Source organism: Streptomyces albidochromogenes (assembly GCF_005981925.1).
GTDB lineage: Bacteria > Actinomycetota > Actinomycetes > Streptomycetales > Streptomycetaceae > Streptomyces > Streptomyces albidochromogenes.
This window is the reverse complement of sequence record NZ_VBVX01000050.1, coordinates 12,969-28,953: the sequence shown is the minus strand read 5'-3', so window position 1 is coordinate 28,953 and position 15,985 is coordinate 12,969. Positions and strand designations below refer to the sequence as shown.

Annotated in this window: 14 protein-coding genes; 5 read left to right on the top strand and 9 right to left on the bottom strand. The window is 73.8% G+C overall.

The features are described 5' to 3' along the window. Position 1 precedes the first annotated feature (1 nt). The 4 genes from E2E34_RS09790 to E2E34_RS09775 all read right to left on the bottom strand — a co-directional run bounded on the left by E2E34_RS09790 (position 2) and on the right by E2E34_RS09775 (position 4,253). Positions 2 to 415 carry a DUF742 domain-containing protein gene (locus E2E34_RS09790; RefSeq protein ID WP_138901510.1) on the bottom strand — a complete coding sequence of 138 codons (414 nt, stop codon included), beginning with the start codon at positions 413 to 415 and terminating at the stop codon, positions 2 to 4. Next, positions 412 to 888, bottom strand: a complete 477-nt coding sequence (locus E2E34_RS09785; RefSeq protein ID WP_425573303.1) for a roadblock/LC7 domain-containing protein — start codon at positions 886 to 888, stop codon at positions 412 to 414. Before E2E34_RS09785 ends, E2E34_RS09790 begins: the two co-directional genes overlap by 4 nt. Continuing rightward, positions 885 to 3,410, bottom strand: coding sequence for a sensor histidine kinase (locus E2E34_RS09780; RefSeq protein WP_138901508.1), 2,526 nt, complete (start codon positions 3,408 to 3,410; stop codon positions 885 to 887). Before E2E34_RS09780 ends, E2E34_RS09785 begins: the two co-directional genes overlap by 4 nt. Before the next feature lie 69 nt (positions 3,411 to 3,479). Then, positions 3,480 to 4,253: an MHYT domain-containing protein gene (locus tag E2E34_RS09775; protein WP_138901507.1), complete on the bottom strand. Its 774-nt coding sequence runs from the start codon at positions 4,251 to 4,253 to the stop codon at positions 3,480 to 3,482. A 167-nt stretch (positions 4,254 to 4,420) separates the two neighbouring features. On the opposite strand from E2E34_RS09775, the gene E2E34_RS09770 reads away from it, so the two are divergent. Then, on the top strand, positions 4,421 to 5,035 hold the full coding sequence (locus tag E2E34_RS09770; RefSeq protein WP_138901506.1) for a class I SAM-dependent methyltransferase: 615 nt from the start codon (positions 4,421 to 4,423) through the stop codon (positions 5,033 to 5,035). A gap of 30 nt (positions 5,036 to 5,065) precedes the next feature. Here E2E34_RS09770 and E2E34_RS09765 read toward each other — a convergent pair whose 3' ends face one another. Continuing rightward, positions 5,066 to 5,968 carry an oxygenase MpaB family protein gene (locus E2E34_RS09765; RefSeq protein WP_138901505.1) on the bottom strand — a complete coding sequence of 301 codons (903 nt, stop codon included), beginning with the start codon at positions 5,966 to 5,968 and terminating at the stop codon, positions 5,066 to 5,068. Between the two features lie 98 nt (positions 5,969 to 6,066). Between E2E34_RS09765 and E2E34_RS09760 the strand changes: the two genes are divergently transcribed. Both E2E34_RS09760 and E2E34_RS09755 read left to right on the top strand, forming a co-directional pair. Beyond that, positions 6,067 to 6,375 carry a hypothetical protein gene (locus tag E2E34_RS09760; protein WP_138901504.1) on the top strand — a complete coding sequence of 103 codons (309 nt, stop codon included), beginning with the start codon at positions 6,067 to 6,069 and terminating at the stop codon, positions 6,373 to 6,375. A gap of 82 nt (positions 6,376 to 6,457) precedes the next feature. Then, positions 6,458 to 7,270 (top strand): hypothetical protein, encoded by an 813-nt coding sequence (locus tag E2E34_RS09755; RefSeq protein ID WP_138901503.1) that lies wholly within the window; start codon positions 6,458 to 6,460, stop codon positions 7,268 to 7,270. A gap of 15 nt (positions 7,271 to 7,285) precedes the next feature. On the opposite strand, the gene E2E34_RS09750 is transcribed toward E2E34_RS09755, so the two are convergent. Beyond that, positions 7,286 to 10,675, bottom strand: coding sequence for a hypothetical protein (locus tag E2E34_RS09750; RefSeq protein WP_138901502.1), 3,390 nt, complete (start codon positions 10,673 to 10,675; stop codon positions 7,286 to 7,288). A gap of 219 nt (positions 10,676 to 10,894) precedes the next feature. Between E2E34_RS09750 and E2E34_RS09745 the strand changes: the two genes are divergently transcribed. Continuing rightward, positions 10,895 to 12,265: a tannase/feruloyl esterase family alpha/beta hydrolase gene (locus tag E2E34_RS09745; protein ID WP_138901501.1), complete on the top strand. Its 1,371-nt coding sequence runs from the start codon at positions 10,895 to 10,897 to the stop codon at positions 12,263 to 12,265. A gap of 9 nt (positions 12,266 to 12,274) precedes the next feature. Here E2E34_RS09745 and E2E34_RS09740 read toward each other — a convergent pair whose 3' ends face one another. From E2E34_RS09740 to E2E34_RS09730, 3 genes are all read right to left on the bottom strand, one after another. After that, the gene (locus tag E2E34_RS09740; protein ID WP_138901500.1) at positions 12,275 to 12,817 is read right to left on the bottom strand and encodes an MOSC domain-containing protein; all 543 of its coding nucleotides are present in this window, start codon (positions 12,815 to 12,817) and stop codon (positions 12,275 to 12,277) included. Positions 12,818 to 12,890: 73 nt separating this feature from the next. Continuing rightward, positions 12,891 to 13,073, bottom strand: a complete 183-nt coding sequence (locus E2E34_RS09735; RefSeq protein WP_138901499.1) for a tail-anchor membrane protein — start codon at positions 13,071 to 13,073, stop codon at positions 12,891 to 12,893. A 117-nt stretch (positions 13,074 to 13,190) separates the two neighbouring features. After that, positions 13,191 to 14,315 carry a fatty acid desaturase family protein gene (locus E2E34_RS09730; RefSeq protein WP_138901498.1) on the bottom strand — a complete coding sequence of 375 codons (1,125 nt, stop codon included), beginning with the start codon at positions 14,313 to 14,315 and terminating at the stop codon, positions 13,191 to 13,193. Between the two features lie 300 nt (positions 14,316 to 14,615). Here E2E34_RS09730 and E2E34_RS09725 point away from each other — a divergent pair, with 300 nt between their 5' ends. After that, positions 14,616 to 15,866: a GAF domain-containing protein gene (locus E2E34_RS09725; protein ID WP_208765192.1), complete on the top strand. Its 1,251-nt coding sequence runs from the start codon at positions 14,616 to 14,618 to the stop codon at positions 15,864 to 15,866. The last annotated feature ends 119 nt before the right edge of the window (positions 15,867 to 15,985 follow it).

Here is a 15,985-nt window from a genome sequence, read left to right as displayed (position 1 = left end):
GTCAGAGGGCACGCAGGCCCTCGATCACCTCTTTCAGGATCCGTTCGTCCGGCAGCTGCGCCGGCGGTACCGGCCGGCTGACCTTGACGTAGCCCGATTCGAGAAGGTCGCCGAGGAGTACGCGGACCACGCCGACCGGCAGGTCCGCACCCGCCGACAGTTCGGCGACGGACTGCGTCTCCAGGCGGCACAACGCCACCAGGGCGCGGTGTTCGGGGCCGAGCAGCGATTCCTCGGCGCCGCCCGGCGCGTCCTCGGCGAGGTCGACGAGTGCGATGAAGTCGAAGCGCGCGCCGCCGGGGCCCGGTTCGGTCCTGCCGCCGGTCATCGCGTACGGGCGTACCAGGGGGCCCGCCTCGGCGTCGTACCAGTGGCTTCCCTGGAGGGTGGGGTCGGGGGCTCTGTCCTCGGTCATGTGCGGTGCCGCCTTCTGTGCGGTCGTACGGTCAGCCCGCGGGCCGGCGGCTGGGCGGTGAAGCGGGGTGGCGTGTACAGGTGCTCGCCGACTCGCTTGACCAGCCGGGCCATCTCGTACGCGATGAGCCCGATGTCGGCCGTGGCGGTGCTCAGCACGGCGAGGCAGGAGCCGTCACCGGCCGCGGCGACGAACAGCAGGCCGTCGTCCATCTCCACGAGCGTCTGGCGTACGTCACCGACGCGGAAGTGACGTCCCGCCCCTTTGGCGAGGCTGTTGAAGCCGGACGCCACGGCCGCCAGGTGTTCGGCGTCCTCGCGGTTCAGCGCGCTCGACGCGCCGACGGCCAGGCCGTCGTTGGACAGCACGACCGCGTGCCGCACCTCGCTCACCCTGGTCACCAGATCGTCAAGCAGCCAGTCGAGTTCACCGGAACCCTGGGCGGTTCGGGTCGTCCCCTCGTGCTCGATCACTTCTGATCTCCTTCTCTGCCGCGGGTCCATCCGCTGCGGTATGCCGTCATTCGGTCCCTCGCCTGCTCCGGGGTGCGTTCCTTGGCGGCGTCGTCGGAGGAGGGGTCCGAGGACGACGGTCCGGGCGGCGGGGGCGCTTCGCGCAACTGGGGGACGAGGCTGGCCTGCCGGACCCTTCTCGGGAGCCCGCTCTCGTCGTTCCCGGGAACGTCCGGTCGCGCGGTGCGGTGGTGCGGGCGCAGCGCGGTGACTCCGGCCGGCTGCCGGGACGGCGGCTCCGGCGGCTGCACGGCGAGCGCGGGGCGGGCGGCCTGCGCGGTGGAGACGCCCGCGTTCGTACCGGCAGGGCGGGGCTCCGGGGCGAGGGCCGGCCCGAACCGGGGCTCGTTCTCGGCGTTCCCGGGAACGTCGTCCCGCCGCTGCACGCGAACAGCGGCCGGCCGCGCCCCTTCGCCCTCGGTGACGGGGCTCTGGAGGAGCGCGATCGGCAGGAGGACGACCGCTGTCGTCCCGCCGAAGGGCGACGTGCGCAGGTGGACCTTGATGCCGTGCCGGGCGGCGAGTCTGCTGACCACGAAGAGGCCGAGCCGGTCGCTGTCGAAGAGGTCGAGCGCTTCGGACTGTTCGATCCTCCGGTTCGCGCGGGACAGCGACTCCTTCCCCATGCCGAGTCCGCGGTCCTCGATCTCCAGGGCGTAGCCGTTGCCCACGGGTTCGCCGGTGACGCGCACCTTGGTGTGCGGTGGTGAGAACTGGGCGGCGTTCTCGACGAGTTCGGCAAGGAGGTGGGTCAGGTCGGCGACGGCGGTTCCCGCGACGGCTGCCTCGGGCAGCGGGCGTACCTCCACGCGCGCGTAGTCCTCGATCTCGGACACGGCGGCGCGTACGACGTTGGTGAGCGGTACGGGCACGCGCCAGGCCCGTCCGGGGGCCGCGCCGGACAGGATGATGAGGCTCTCCGCGTGCCTGCGCATGCGGGTCGTGAGGTGGTCGAGGCGGAAGAGGTCGCCGAGTTCGCCCGGGTCGTCCGCGCGGCGTTCCATGCTGTCGAGCAGGTTGAGCTGGCGGTGGACGAGTACCTGGCTGCGCCGGGCGAGGTTGACGAAGATGCCCGACACACCGCTGGCGAGTTCGGCGCGTTCCACGGCGGCGCCGACGGCGGCGCGGTGCACGGTGGCGAGGGCCTCGCCGACCTGGCCGATCTCGTCGTCGGCGGGCGGTCCCTGGGGGACTTCCGCGTGGATGTCGATCTCCTCGCCGGCGCGGAGCCTGTCCATGGCGTGCGGCAGTTTGCGCCGGGCGATCTCCAGGGCGCTGTTGCGCAGGCTGACGAGCTCGACCACGAGGCGGCGTCCGATGCGCACCGAGATGAGGAGCGAGGCCGCGACAGCCGCGAGTCCGAGGAGTACGGCCGCTCCGGACGGGGTGAGGGCGCGGGCGAGTGGGCCGGCGCGCCCGGCCGCGGTGCGTTCGGCACGTGCCCCGATGTCGCGCACGGAGCGCTGGACGGCGCTGTGGGCGGCTTCCCAGGTCGCCGCGGGGACGGCCTGTGCGGCCTTGCGGCCGGACGGCGCCGCGCTGACCTTGTCCTCGGCGGCGATGACGTCGGCGTACGCGCTCCGGCCGGTGAGTGCGCGCCAGGCGGCGCGCTGCGCGGGCGGCAGGTCGGCGACGGCGGACTCGGTGAGGTCTCTGCGGGTCTCGGCCGCTCCCGCGAACCGGCGCTGGCGCTGCGCGTCGAAGCTCCGGGCGAGCTGCGCGGAGGAGAGCAGCGCGTCCTCGCGCGCGAGCATTTCGCCCGCCCGCGCGAACTCGAGCCGTACGCGGGCGTCGGAGCCGAGGCGGGCCTCCTGGACACCGGTGAGCGCGCCGTTGACGCCGAACGCGTCCTGGATGGTGCGCGTGTACTGCTCGTACGTCTCGTCCCAGTCGGCGTCGCGGTCGAGGACGCGGGTGCGCAGGGTGCGCAGCCGTTCGGTGCCGGAGACGAAGGTGGTGAGCCGGGCCGCGACCTCGCCGGGGAGGTCCGCTCCGTCGGCGACGGTGTGTTCGTCGTCGAGCCGCAGGACGTCCACGGCGCTGTCGGTGCGTTTCGCCTGCTGTTCCAGATCTTCCGCGCGGTCGTCGTCCGGAGACGCGAGGTAGCGGACGGCGGCGCGGCGCTCCGCCTGGAGTTCGGCCACGCCGGCGGTGACCGGTGTGCGTATCTCTTCGTCGACGCGTACCAGCCGCTGCTGCGCGGCGACGTCCTGAGCTGTCGTCACGGTGGCGAAGGCCCAGAGGGCGAGCAGGGAGACGACGGGCACCATGAGCAGGGAGACGATCTTCGCCCGGACCGTTCTCGGGCGCAGGCGCCGCCGTTCCCGGGAGGGCGCCGCGGGGCGCGCCCGCGTACGGGGGCCGCCGCCGGCCGGTGCGGTGTTCTCGTCGGCGGGGGGACCCGCGTGCGCGCGCCGTCCACGCGCGGGGGGCGCGGAGCGGTGTGGTGTTTCGGCGCCCGGGGTCCTGCGGGGTCTGCGCATGGCCTCCTCGTTCCGGATACGGGGTCGTGGTGCGTCGGGGATGCGGTTCTGCGGCGGGCCGGCGCTGTTCTAGGGAACGGCCGCTTCGGTCGAGCGCTCCGCGGAGGCGTAGGCGGCGCGTTCGCGTGCTGTGGGCGACAGTGCGACGAAGGCGGCGGTGAGGAAGAGGTACGACCCGAGCCCTACGGCCAGGGGGAAGATGAACTGCATGGCCGTGGCCCCGGGAAGGTCCCTGGCGGAGGGGCTGACCTGGACGCTGACGGCGGCCATGCCCGTGTAGTGCATGCTGCTGACGGCCGCCCCCATGACCAGCGAGGCGACGGCGACCGCGACCGGTGACTTGATGTTCAGGGCGGCCCACAGGGCGGCGGTCGCGGCGACGACCGCGATGGCGACGGAGAGGCCGACGACCAGCGGGTCGTAGGAGACGGCGCCGTTGAGGCGCAGAGCGGCCATGCCGAGGTAGTGCATGCTCGCCACGCCGAGACCGGTGGTGAGACCGCCGAGGAGCAGCGCCCTGCCCCGGTCGCGGCCGTAGCCGACAGCGAACACGCCGACGCCGACGACGAGCATCGCGACGAGCAGGCTGAGGACGGTCAGGGGAACGTTGTAGTGGATCTCGGTACCGGTGACGCCGAAGCCGAGCATGGCGACGAAGTGCATCGTCCAGATGCCGGTGCCGAGGGCGGACGCGGCGGTGATCAGCCAGTTGCGCCGGGAGGGTCCGTTCGCTCCCAGCGCGCGTACGGTGCACCGCAGGGCGAGGGCGGCGCCGATGACGGCCATCGCGTACGACAGCACGGGTGTAAGCCAGCCGAAGGTGGCGTGGTCCAGGTGTCCCATGGCCCAGGGACGCTAGCCCCGCGAGGGGCGCACAATGGGAGCGCATTTCGAAAGCTGCCCGAATATGACAGAGATACGTTCCCGAACGATCGGCCTGCGGTCGAACATGCGCACCGCATCTGCGGTGAAGCGGCCGGAGCGCGCGGACTTCGAGGCAGGATGTGCGTATGGCCAATGACCGCACACACGACGACCCCACACATGTACAGGAGTTCTTCACGGCCCGCGCCGCGGACTGGGACTCCCGTTTCCCGGACGACGGACCGGCTTACGCCGCCGCGGTGGCCGGCCTGGGTCTGCGGCCGGGCGACGCGGTGCTGGACGCCGGCTGCGGCACCGGCCGGGCGCTGCCGTTCCTGCGCGACGCCGTGGGCCCCGGGGGCTCGGTGCTGGGCGCCGACCTGACGCCGGCGATGCTCGAGGCGGCCGTCGGCGCGGGCCGCCATCGTGCCGCTCATCTGCTGGTCGCCGACGTCGGCCGGCTGCCGGTCCGGACGGGCGCGCTGGACGCCGTCTTCGGGGCCGGTCTCATCTCGCATCTCGCCCGGCCCGCGGAGGATCTGCGCGAGCTGGCCCGGACGGTGCGGCCCGGCGGTCTGCTGGCACTGTTCCACCCCGTGGGGCGTGCGGCCCTCGCGGCCCGTCACGGGCGCCAAATCACACCGGACGACCTGAGGGCCGAGCCCAACCTGCGGCCGCTGCTCGCTGGTTCGGGGTGGCTCATGACGTCGTACACCGACGAGGACGACCGGTTCCTGGTGCTGGCCGTGCGCAAGGACTGAACCGGGAACCGTGCCGTCCGCGCCGGATGGTCACTCGGTGGCGGCCGCCGGACGCGCGGTGTGCGGGACCGGGCAGCCCCCGGCGCCGGGCGCCGGGAACGTCCCCAGGTCCGCGACGGTGTAGCCGTCGGGGTAACCCTTGATCTCGGGGTTCTGCCGGGCGTAGTGGGGCTTCGCGCGGGGTGGGAGCAGCCGCACGGCACGGCCACGCAGCCGCAGGGCGCCCCTGACCACCGCGCGGGCGGCGGGAGCCGGAGGGTCGTACCGGAACGTCTTCAGGAGCGTGTCGTCGAGGAGTGCGAGGGCGGCGCGGCGCACCAGCGGCGCGAGCGGGCGCGGGTACCAGGACGCCATGAGCGCGAGCGTCGCGTCCGAGACCTCGCGCGCCCCCTCGTCCCAGCCGAAGTGCTCCGCCTCGTAGGTGTCGAGGCAGCGCTCGAACTCCTCGAAGGAGCGCGGGATGTCCTTGATGCCCATGTGCCGGCCGAGCGTGCCGTAGTAGGCGGCCGAGGCCCGCAGTTCGTGGTCGCTCAGCCGTCGCCAGCCGTAGGAGTCCAGCCAGCGCTTCGGCATGACGACGAACGTGCACAGCACATAGCGCATGTCGTCGTCGCTGATGTCGTAGCCGCGGTGCATCTGGTTGATGCGCCTCAGGGCGGTGCGGCCTTCCTCGGTGTCGAACCCGTGCTCCACGACGGTGTCCAGGAGCAGCGCGGTGTCGTCGTAGCGCTTCTGGGGACGGTCGGTCAGCTCGGCCGTCCGGGCGAGGAGGCGACCGATGGAGGGGACCGCGTACGTGCGGTACAGGGCCAGCTCCAGGGCGCGCGTGTGGTCCCAGGGGAACTCGTACGTCCAAGTGAGCCGGTAGATGGTCAGGAAGTCCTTGTCCGGGTCGAGACGCTGGATCTCCTTGAGCCGGTCGTAGCGCTTCAACGCTCCGTCCCCCTTCTGTCGCCCGGTGTCCAACTCTACGTTGGGAGTGCACACATGGGGGATCCGTGAACGCATCACGCAGAGGGAAGGCGGTCCACGTGTTCGACGGCGCATGGGACAGACTCCGCAAGCTCTTCGGACCGCGTGCGGGCGGTGCGGCCGGTGCGCCGCGGGCGCACCGGGAGACGCGTCAGCACAACCTCTTCGAGGCCGCCGCGGTGTACGTGTCGGCGTGCGCGGAGGACGACGAGCGCCGTATCGAGGAAGCAGCCGGCTGGGTGTCGCCGGAAGCCCTCTCCTTCGGTGTCAACGAGCTGGCCTGCCGGGCGGTGATCGCGCTCGCGCGGGAGCGCGGCGAGTCGCCGCAGAGCGTGGCGCGTACCCTCCTCGGCCTGCCCGCCGCCTGATCCGCTCGTTACCTCGCGGACCTCGACGACGGGGTTACTCACTGGTTAGGGTGCGCCGACGACCGATCCGAAGGAGGGTGCCGTGACCGGGCCGGACACCGACACCGCCGGCAGTGCCGAGGACGCCGAGGACGCACTGTTCGTGCTGACCGCGGTGCTGCTGACCCCCGCGCAGTTCCCCAGTGTCCTCGGGGACGACTATCCGCAGGCCTGCGCGGCGCTCGGTCTCGAACCGTACGCCGAGGGGTACGGCCTGGTGCTCGGCCAGGACGGCACGGGCGCGCGGTGGACCGTCGTGATCGACGACGTGTCGCTGGTGGCGGTGGCCATCGCCTCCTGGGACTGCGGAATGGAGTACGACCTGTCGCCGGACGAGCGCACGGTCGTCACCGGGCTGCCCGGCTGGCCGCTCCCCCTCGCGGTGGCCGCTCCGGGCATCCCGGCCCCGCACGACCCCGCTCCCGGGAACGGCACGGACGAGCCGTCCCTTCTGTCACCGCCCGACACCGACACGTGGGGGCCCGCCCAGCGGCGGCTCGGCGCCGACGAGATCGCGCTCCAGTGGGCGGCCTGGCGCGAGCAGATCGACGACGAGGAGACGTTCGCCGGCGCCGGTGGGACGCCGTCGCACTCCGGGGTGCGGCGCGTGATCGAGGAGCTGCACGGGTACGTCGAGGCCCCGCCGCCGCCGGGACGGGTGCGCTCGACGTTCGCGTCCGGCCAGGCCCGCACCCTGCGGGCCGACGGCCCCGGCTGGTCGGTGGTCGCCAGGACCGACGACATCGCCTTCGTGCTGCTGGACGACGAACCGGGCGAGGTGCTTCCGCTCGGCCGGGGGCCCGAGCTGCCCGGCCTGCTGGAGGCGCTCGACAAGATCGCCGTACGGCCTGCCTGACGGCCGCCCCTTCGGTCAGTGAACGTCCCCCGCGACGACGAGGAACGCTTCCACGGACGTGTCGGGGTCGGGGTGCTCGCGCAGGGCCGCGAGCTCCGCGGGCCAGGGGTCCTGCCAGCCGGCCGCCCGGCCGGCGGCGCTCACCAGGGCGAGGGCCAGCCGTCCCGCGGCATGTGAGCCGTGGTCGCGCAGCGTGCGCGAGACGACGAGGGCGGCGGCCACGGGCCCGGCGCGGCCTGCTTCGAGGTAGAGCGAACCGCTCGGTGAAAGCCTTTCGGGGTGGTCTGCGACCAGCTCCAGCAAGCGCTCCCAGGGCTCAGGCGCCGCGTCCGCGCGCCGTACCGCGCCCACGGCCGCTTCCTGGGCCAGGGCGACCGCCCGGCGGAGCAGCCCCGCCGCTACGAGGGCGTCGATCGCCGAGTCGGTGACGGCCCGGGCGCCGGCGTTGTCCTGCCGGTCGGCCAGTGTCTCGGCGCAGGCGTCCAGGCGGCGCAGTGCGTCGGCTCTGACCTGCGTGTCGTCGGAGCCTGCTCTGAGCAGGAGTGTGCGGAACGCGCCCGTGACGAGGGGCGGGGTGTCCGCCGCCAGGGGCAGGGACACGAGCTGCCGTACCGCCTCGTTCCACACCTTCCAGGCTCGGGTCGGATCGACCGCGATCTCGGCGAGAAGGCGGGCGAGGTCCGATGCGCCCTCGGGTCCGGCCTGCGCGGGCAGGGCGCGGCAGGCGTCCACCGCGGTGTCGTCGTCCCCGTCCCGCAGAAGGCCGCCGAGGAAGGCGGTGTACGCGGCGCGGTTCCCGGGAGGCACCGTGGGAGAGCGCCTGCCGAGCACCGCCTCTCTGACCGCCGGTTCCCGCATCGCGGCGGACAGCCGGTCCGCGACCTCCGCGCGGTCGACGGCGCGCGTGAGGAAGGGCGCGATGACGGCCCGTACGTCCCGGTGCTGGGCCGGTTCGTCCCAGGCGGCGAGGAACGCTTCGAGGACGGCTGTTCCGGTGAGCGCGCCGAGCGCCCTGGCTGCTTCCTTCCTCGTGCCGACCGGGTTGGCCGGGTTGCGCAGGAGGGGGGCGAGCAGTGTGACGGCGCGGCCGTCCGGTACGGCGTCGAGCAGCCGCCGCACGGCGGTCATGGCGGCGCGCCCGCGGACACCGCCCGTTCCCGCGTGCCGCAGGAGCGTTTCCAGCAGTTCCGCTGTGACGGGTCCCGCCGCGCCGAGCGTGCCGAGACTGCCGAGCGCGGCCGCCGCCACCGGGTGGGGCGCGCTCTCGGCCAGGGCGACGAGTGCGTCGGGTGAGCTGACGAGCGCGGCGGCGTCGGCCCGCTCCCGCAGGGGGACCTGTTCGTCGCACGCCACGGCGGCGAGATGCGCCGACCACCTGCGGCGCTGCTGCGGCAGCCAGCGGCCCGTGTCGGCGGGCCGCAGCCGGGGCGCCCAGGGTCTGGCCCCTGGGCGGACTCGGCCGCGCAGGCCGTCGCGTGCGACGGCTCCGAGGACGTCGTCGAGCAGGTCGGTGCGGCGGGTGGCGAGCGTACGCAGCACCTCGGGAACGGCGGCGAAGGACGGGTCGAGGCGTACGAGTTCCGCGCAGCGCCGCTCTCTGGTCGCCGGCGGTCCGAGCCACACCGCCGCCGCACGGGAGGCGACCTCCGGGTCGTCGTGCTCTTCCGCGGTACGCCGCATCAGCGCTTCCAGGGAGGGGAGGTCCGGCAGGTGGGGAGCGAGGAGTTCGGCGAGGGAAACGAGCGTTCCCGGGAACGTTCGCTCTCCGGCCTCCACCATGGACCACACGGAGCGTGCCGTACGGGCGCCGACGCGCAAGGGGGTGCGCGGTCCCCTTCGCCTGGGGTCGGCGAGGACGTGGCAGAGCAACCGGGCGGCGAAGGCGGCGCGGTGGTCGTCGCCGCGCGAGGCGGCGCTCCGCGCGGTGCGGCGCAGCCATCTCTCCGCGGCGGCGAGGGTGGCGCCGGTGGAGTCGCGCGACTGGACAGCGGTCATGACGGCGTCCCGCAGCACCCGCTCCTCGACCGCCGCGAGCAGCCGCGGCGGCGCTTCGGCCAGCTGGGCCAGGGCGCCGTGGCGCACCTCGTTCTGGTCGTGCCAGGCGCGTTCGCAGGACGCCGCGATCCGGGCGTACTCCCGCGGGTCGCCGTGGAGTTCGGCGCAGGCGAGCAGAGCCGGCCAGGCGAACAGCCGCAGGTGCAGCCGGTGGTCCGACGTCTGCTCGCGCAGGACCGGCTCGGCGACAGCGAGCGGCAGGCCGGCGGCGGCCCGCCGGACGGTCCGGCCGCTGCGCCGCAACTGGTCGGTCCAGGGCGCCAGGAAGGCGGCCCTGTCGTCGGGCCCGAGCGCGGCGACGGCGGCCAGGTCCGACAGGAACGTGCGGCGCCCGAACGTGCTCGCCGTGCGTTCCTCGACGGCCCGGCGGCGCGCGTCGGGTGGCAGCAGTTGGAGCAGCGCGTCGGGGGACACCTGGCCCGCTCCCCCGTGGCGCCTGAGCGGTGCGGCGGCGTGGCAGCGGCGCGCGAGTTCCGCCCGGTCGCCCACCGGCAGCGCCAGGACGGCGCGTCTGACCGAGGGAGGGAGCGGGCCCGGCGTGAACCGCAGTACGCGCGGCGTGCCGCCGGGTTCGGGTGTGGCGGCCCGGAGGACACGGAGCACCCCGGCGGGGTGGCGCAGCAGGGCCACCGCCGCCCGTGCGCCGATCAGACCGGGGGCCCTGCGCAGCAGCAGCAGCCCGGCGTGCGGGTCGCGTTCGGCGACCGTGGTGGCGATCGGCAGGTGGCTCCGTACGAAGCGTTGGCGCTCGGGGCCGGTGTGTGCCGCGTACCCGTCGGCGAGGCGGGTGGCGACGGCGGCGGGGGCGGTGCGTGCCAGGGAGGTGAGGACGCCGGCCGGCGGTTCCAGGCGCGGGAGCCAGGCCGCGGCCGTCCGGGCCGAACAGGCGGTCAGCAGCCGCGCCGCCTCCCGGGGGCCGTGGCGCTCGTGGACGCGCGGCAGCAGGGCGTCGGCGAGTGCGGTGCGGCGCCCCGCTCTCAGTACCCGGAACGTCTCGTGGCGCACGGCGCCGGTGTCGTGCAGGGCGAGCGCGGTGAGGGCCTGTTCGGGCAGGGGCAGGCGGATGGCGGCGGAGAGCGCACGGCGGCGCAGGAGTGGATCTTCGAGAGCCGTGCGGACGGCGTCCGTGTCACGGCGCACCACGGCGAGGAAGAGGGCCGTGTGGCGTTCCTCGGCGTCCCCGGCGTCGAGGGCGGCGTGCAGTGCGGCGTAGGCGTCCGGGGCGAGTGCTCTGCCGTACCGGGCGAGTGCGGCCCTGCGGGCGGGGAAGGGCAGGGGGTCGAAGTGGGCCCTGAGCCAGGCGGGAGTCAGCGGCTGGGGCTGGGCGTGCGGGGCGTCGAATGTGGCCATCAGCGATCACCGAAGGATCGTGAGGCCCCCTTTCCGGTCTTCATGCGCTCATCCTCACAGCGAACTGATCAACAGGCAAACACTTTTCGTGGACGGCCCCCATGTCCGGGCCTCGCGGCGTGTGGGCCGGGCCCATGGCCGTACCGGGCCGCACGGCAGCACGATGTGGCGCTGCGCCCCTCTTCTCCCGCACTCCCGAAGTGAAACCGGAGGCTTCCCATGCGCCCGTCCAGAGGCGTCCCGCTCGTCGCCGCGCTGCTCATGGTGCTGACCACCACCGCCTTCGCGGACGCCGCGGCCCGCGCTCCCGAGGCCGGTGCGTGCGCGCGGCAGGACCGTCCGTACGTGCCCGGGGCGGAGCGTCAACGCGTCGCCTGTCTCCCCGACTTGACGACGGCAGGGCTCGCCGGCACGGCGTACACCGACATGGCCGACCAGGCGGGCCTGTCCGCGAAGGGAACGAGGAACCCCTCGGGTGTGCCCGGCACCCAGATCGACGGCTACTTCCCCGACGACTCGCGCTTCAACGCCACCCACGGGTGGCGGCACGACGCCCAGTTCGTCATCCGGATGCCCGAGCGCTGGAACGGCGGTCTCGTCGTCACGGGTGCGCCCGGAACGCGCAAGCAGTACGCGACCGACACCCTCATCTCCGATCAGGTGCTGGCGCAGGGGTACGCGTACGCGGCGACCGACAAGGGGAACAGCGGCCCGGACTTCTACAACGACGGCCGACGGCCCGGGGACGCCGTGGCGGAGTGGAACCGGCGCACCACGGAACTGACGCGCGCGGCCCGCGCGACGCTCAGGCGGTGGTACGGGCAGGCGCCCCGGCGGACGTACATGACGGGCATCTCCAACGGCGGCTACCTGACCCGCTGGCAGCTGGAGAACCACCCGGAGCTCTACGACGGCGGGGTGGACTGGGAGGGCGCCCTGTGGACCGCCGACGGCGGAGGGCTCCTCGGGTCGCTGCCGGTCACCGTGGCACGCACCCTCGGCCGGGCCGACGACGAGGACCTCCTGAAGGCCGGCTTCGCGCCGGGTTCACGGTTCCTGTGGCCGTACCACGAGAAGGCGTACTGGGGCCTGACGCAGAAGGTCTACCGCGCCGAGTTCGATCCGTCGTACGACCCGTCCTGTCCCGGGCCCTCGGCCGGTGCGACGCTTCCGGAGATCCTCGCGCCCTGCGCGTCGGACGCGGAGTACGACTACGCCGCGCGCCCCGGCTCCGTGCACCGCGCGGTGGGGCGGGTCGCGCTGACGGGACGGATCGGGCGTCCGCTGATCACGCTGCACGGCGACCTCGACACGCTGCTGCCGATCGCCACCGACTCGGACGTGTACGAGCGGATGGTGACGCGCCGGGGCCGCTCCGGGCTGCACCGCTACTACACGGTCGAGGGCGGCACCCATGTCGACTCGCTCTACGACACCCATCCCGACCGGCTGCGGCCCATCCTGCCCTGCTACCGCTCGGCGTTCGGGGCGCTCGTCGCGTGGGTGGAGGACGGCAGCGCTCCGCCCGCGGACCGGACGATCGCCAGGCCCGCGAGCGGTGACGTGGTCAATTCCTGCGCGCTGAGCTGAGCCGGGGGCTCAGACCCGCTCCAGGGGGCGGTGCGGTCCGGCGGGCAGGACGATCTCGAGCCGGTCGCCGGGCCGCACCACGCCGCCCGCCTCGACGACGCCCATGATCCCGGCCTTGCGCACGACGTTGCCCTCCTCGTCCCGCCCGACGACCTGCTTCAGCAGACCGCGTTGGAACGCTTCGATCTGCAGGCACGGATTGCGCAGGCCGGTGACCTCGACGACGGCTTCGTCACCGATGTGCAGCAGGGTGCCTTCCGGCAGGCCGAGCAGGTCGATGCCGCTGGTGGTGATGTTCTCGCCGAGCTCGCCCGGCCGCACCGTGAAGCCCTCGCGGCGCAGCTCGTCGAAGAGCTCCGCGTGAATGAGGTGGACCTGGCGCAGGTTCGGCCGGGTGGGGTCCTGTGCGACCCGCGAACGGTGCTTGACGGTCGTCCCCGCGTGCACGTCGCCCTCCACACCGAGCCCCTCCAGGAGCGTGATGCTCTCGCGGTTCGGCTTGGTGAACGTGTACGCGCCGTTGCCGCTGACCGCCGTTACTGTGCCGCCCATGGTGCACCAGCCCCCTCGTCCGTGCCGGTACTCGATCCGCGACCGACCCTGACCGGCACGGGTCCGGTCCGGCTCAGCGGCCGATCTGCTTGCGGGAGATCCCGCGCAGCCTGCGGCGCTGCGAGTTGTCCAGCAGCAGGTACGCCGCGACGGGAACACCGATCATGACCAGCAGGGCGGGCCAGAACCCGACCAGCCAGATCAGGGCGACCCCGACGACAACGCCACCGGCGGCGACCTTCGCGCTCTTCGACATCTTCGACGCCTCCTTCGCGGCTGTTGCCGCTTCATGCTCCACCAACGTGTGCGCCCGCGCCACAGTTCCGCCGCCCGGCCGCCGCCTCCCGCAGCCGCCCCCGCCGGCCGGCGGCGGTCAGGCCGGCTCGCCCCGGTCGGCCCCGGCGCTCTTGTCCGTCCGGTCGGTCTGGTCGGCCCCGGCGCTCTTGTCGGTCGGGTCGGTCCGCTCGGCACGCAGCGCCGCCCCGACGTCGTGCATGTGCGTGAGGGCCTGCCGGTAGGAGTCGATCAGCCCGGTCTCCGTGTACGGCAGCCCCTGTTCCTCGCAGTGGGCGCGCACCAGCGGCTGGACGAGCCGGAGATTCGGACGCGCCATGCTGGGGAAGAGGTGGTGCTCGATCTGGTAGTTCAGACCGCCGAGGAACCAGTCGGTCAGCAGCCCGCCGCGCACGTTGCGCGAGGTCACGACCTGCCGGCGCAGGTGGCCCCAGCGCTCCCCGTCCGGGTCGGGCATCTCCATTCCCTTGTGGTTGGGAGCGAACGCCATTCCGAGGTGGAGGCCGAACAGCGCGTGGTGCACGAGGGCGAAGACGGCGGCCTTGCCCGGCGACAGGACAGCGAGCAGGAAGGCGAAGTACCCGACGAGGTGGACCACGAGCAGGGACCCCTCCGCCACGCGCGCGCGGACCGGCTGGCTGCGCAGGTACTGGAAGCCGGAGACCTTCAGGGCGATGCCTTCGAGCAGCAGCATCGGGAAGAAGAGGCGGGCCTGGTGGCGGGTCAGCCGGCGGGCGAACCCCTCGCGCTGTTCGGCCTGCTTCCGCGTCCAGACCAGGGCCCCCACGCCGACGTCCGGGTCCTTGTCGATGTGGTTCGGGTTCGCGTGATGGCGTACGTGCTTGTCGTTCCACCACGCCTGGTTCATGCCGAGCAGCAGGTTGCTGTGGACGAGGCTGATCACCAGACTCACCCTGCGGTCGCCGGATATCTGCGCGTGGCCCGCGTCGTGGCCGACGAAGGCGGTGCGGGCCCAGAGCACGGTCAGCGGCAGGGCGAGTGCGAGGGCCCACCAGGAGTCGCCGACGAGCACCAGGCCGGCGACGACAGCCGCCGTGGCGAGCAGGTTGGCGGCGATGTCCAGCGTGTACCAGCCGGCGCGCCGCTTCAGGAGTCCCTGGTCCCGGGCTCTGCGCAGGAGCGGGGCGAAATCGCTCCCCGGGGTGACTGTCGTGGGTCCCGTGACAGCGGTGGCCTGGGGCATGTGGTTCTCCGGTCTGTAGACCTGGCTGATACGTGCTCTGAGCTGCCGAAACTACGCACCGGGTCCCTTGATGACCATGGTGTCAGCACCCGGATTCCGGTGGTGCCCGCACCAGATTCCGGGGGTGGGGCCAGCCGCACCCCCGGCGGACGGATGCTGCACCCCCGGCGGCCTCCGCGCGCAGGCGCCCCTGGGCCATGGCGGTGCCCCCGCGCGGCCGCGACCGGACCGCCCCTGACGGCCGCCCCCGCGTGGTTGCCGGGCCGCTTGGGCTCCGTCACGATGGCCCGGGAGGCCGGAGTGAGCGATTCATGGGTGGCCCTGGAGGCCGGCGCCGACCCCGGGGAGCGGATCGGTGAACTGCGCCGGGCTCACGAGGCGTTCACCGGCGAGGGGCGGCTGGGGCGGCGTGTACGATCCGTCGTCGGCGAGTCGTGGCGGCGTTCCGCGCGGGCCCGCGTCAGCCCCGACACGACGGCCTGCGTGGAGCTGGCGGAGAGCGACCTCGGCGCGTACCGGGACGAGCACCCCCTCGCACGGGTGATGCCCCTGTTCCGCGAACTGATGGGCGCCTTCGCGAGCGACGGGGAGCATCTGCTCGCGGTGTGCGACGCGCAGAGCCGGCTGCTGTGGGTCGAGGGCCATCCGAGGACCAGGCGGCGCGCCGGACAGCTGAACTTCGTGCCGGGCGCCCGCTGGGCCGAGTGCGCCGTGGGTACGAACGCGCCGGGGACCGCCGTCGCGCTCGACCGGCCCGTCCAGGTCTTCGCCGCCGAGCACTTCAGCAGACCGGTGCAGCCCTGGACGTGCGCGGCGGCTCCCGTGCACGACCCGCACACCGGGCGGCTCCTGGGAGCCGTCGACATCACGGGCGGGAACGGGCTCGCGCATCCGCACAGCCTGGCGTTCGTCCAGGCGGTCGCGTGCGCGGCCGAGTCGCGGCTCGCGCTCCTGGCGCCCCCTTCGCGCGCACACCTGCGGCTCGCGGCGCTGGGCAGGGACCAGGCGCTGCTCGCCGTGGAGGGCCGCGAGGTACGTCTCAGCCGCCGCCACAGCGAGATCCTGGTGCTGCTCGCCCGTCACCCGGAGGGCCTCACCGGCGACGAGCTGCTCGTCGCCCTGTACGAGAACGAGTCGGTCACCCCGGTCACCCTGCGCGCCGAGCTGGCCCGGCTCCGCCGCCTGGTGGGTCCGGCGCTGGTCCTGTCCCGGCCGTACCGGCTCGCCGTGCCCGTCGACACGGACTTCGCGGCCGTGGAGCGGCGCCTGTCGTCCGGCGCGACGACGGCCGCCATGAGCGCGTACGCCGGCCCGCTGCTGCCCGCCTCACGGGCGCCCGCGGTAGTACGCGTGCGGGAGCGCCTGGCGGGCCAGCTGCGGCACGCGCTGATCGCCCGTGCGGACCCGGCGCTGCTCGCGGACTGGGCGTACAGCCCGTGGGGTCAGGACGACCTCCCCGTCTGGCGGTCCCTCGCGTCCGTGCTGCCCGCGCCGCAGCGCCCCCCGGCGCTCGCCCGGGTGCGCGAGCTGGACACCTGGCAGGGCGCGTGAGGGGACGTCGGACGAGTCGCCGCGCGGGGCGCGCGGCGCTGTGTCCGGGAGGCCCCCTTCCGCCGGATGACGGCTCCCGCACTGCGAACCGGGCCGCGCCTCCTTAGTGTCGTACACGG

What these genes read in the sequence shown, in the direction of transcription:
- E2E34_RS09790 (WP_138901510.1), bottom strand. Translation starts at nt 415, where the DNA reads ATGACCGAGGACAGAGCCCCCGACCCCACCCTCCAGGGAAGCCACTGG.
- E2E34_RS09780 (WP_138901508.1), bottom strand. Translation starts at nt 3,410, where the DNA reads ATGCGCAGACCCCGCAGGACCCCGGGCGCCGAAACACCACACCGCTCC.
- E2E34_RS09775 (WP_138901507.1), bottom strand. Translation starts at nt 4,253, where the DNA reads ATGGGACACCTGGACCACGCCACCTTCGGCTGGCTTACACCCGTGCTG.
- E2E34_RS09770 (WP_138901506.1), top strand. Translation starts at nt 4,421, where the DNA reads ATGGCCAATGACCGCACACACGACGACCCCACACATGTACAGGAGTTC.
- E2E34_RS09750 (WP_138901502.1), bottom strand. Translation starts at nt 10,675, where the DNA reads ATGGCCACATTCGACGCCCCGCACGCCCAGCCCCAGCCGCTGACTCCC.
- E2E34_RS09745 (WP_138901501.1), top strand. Translation starts at nt 10,895, where the DNA reads ATGCGCCCGTCCAGAGGCGTCCCGCTCGTCGCCGCGCTGCTCATGGTG.
- E2E34_RS09740 (WP_138901500.1), bottom strand. Translation starts at nt 12,817, where the DNA reads ATGGGCGGCACAGTAACGGCGGTCAGCGGCAACGGCGCGTACACGTTC.
- E2E34_RS09735 (WP_138901499.1), bottom strand. Translation starts at nt 13,073, where the DNA reads ATGTCGAAGAGCGCGAAGGTCGCCGCCGGTGGCGTTGTCGTCGGGGTC.
- E2E34_RS09730 (WP_138901498.1), bottom strand. Translation starts at nt 14,315, where the DNA reads ATGCCCCAGGCCACCGCTGTCACGGGACCCACGACAGTCACCCCGGGG.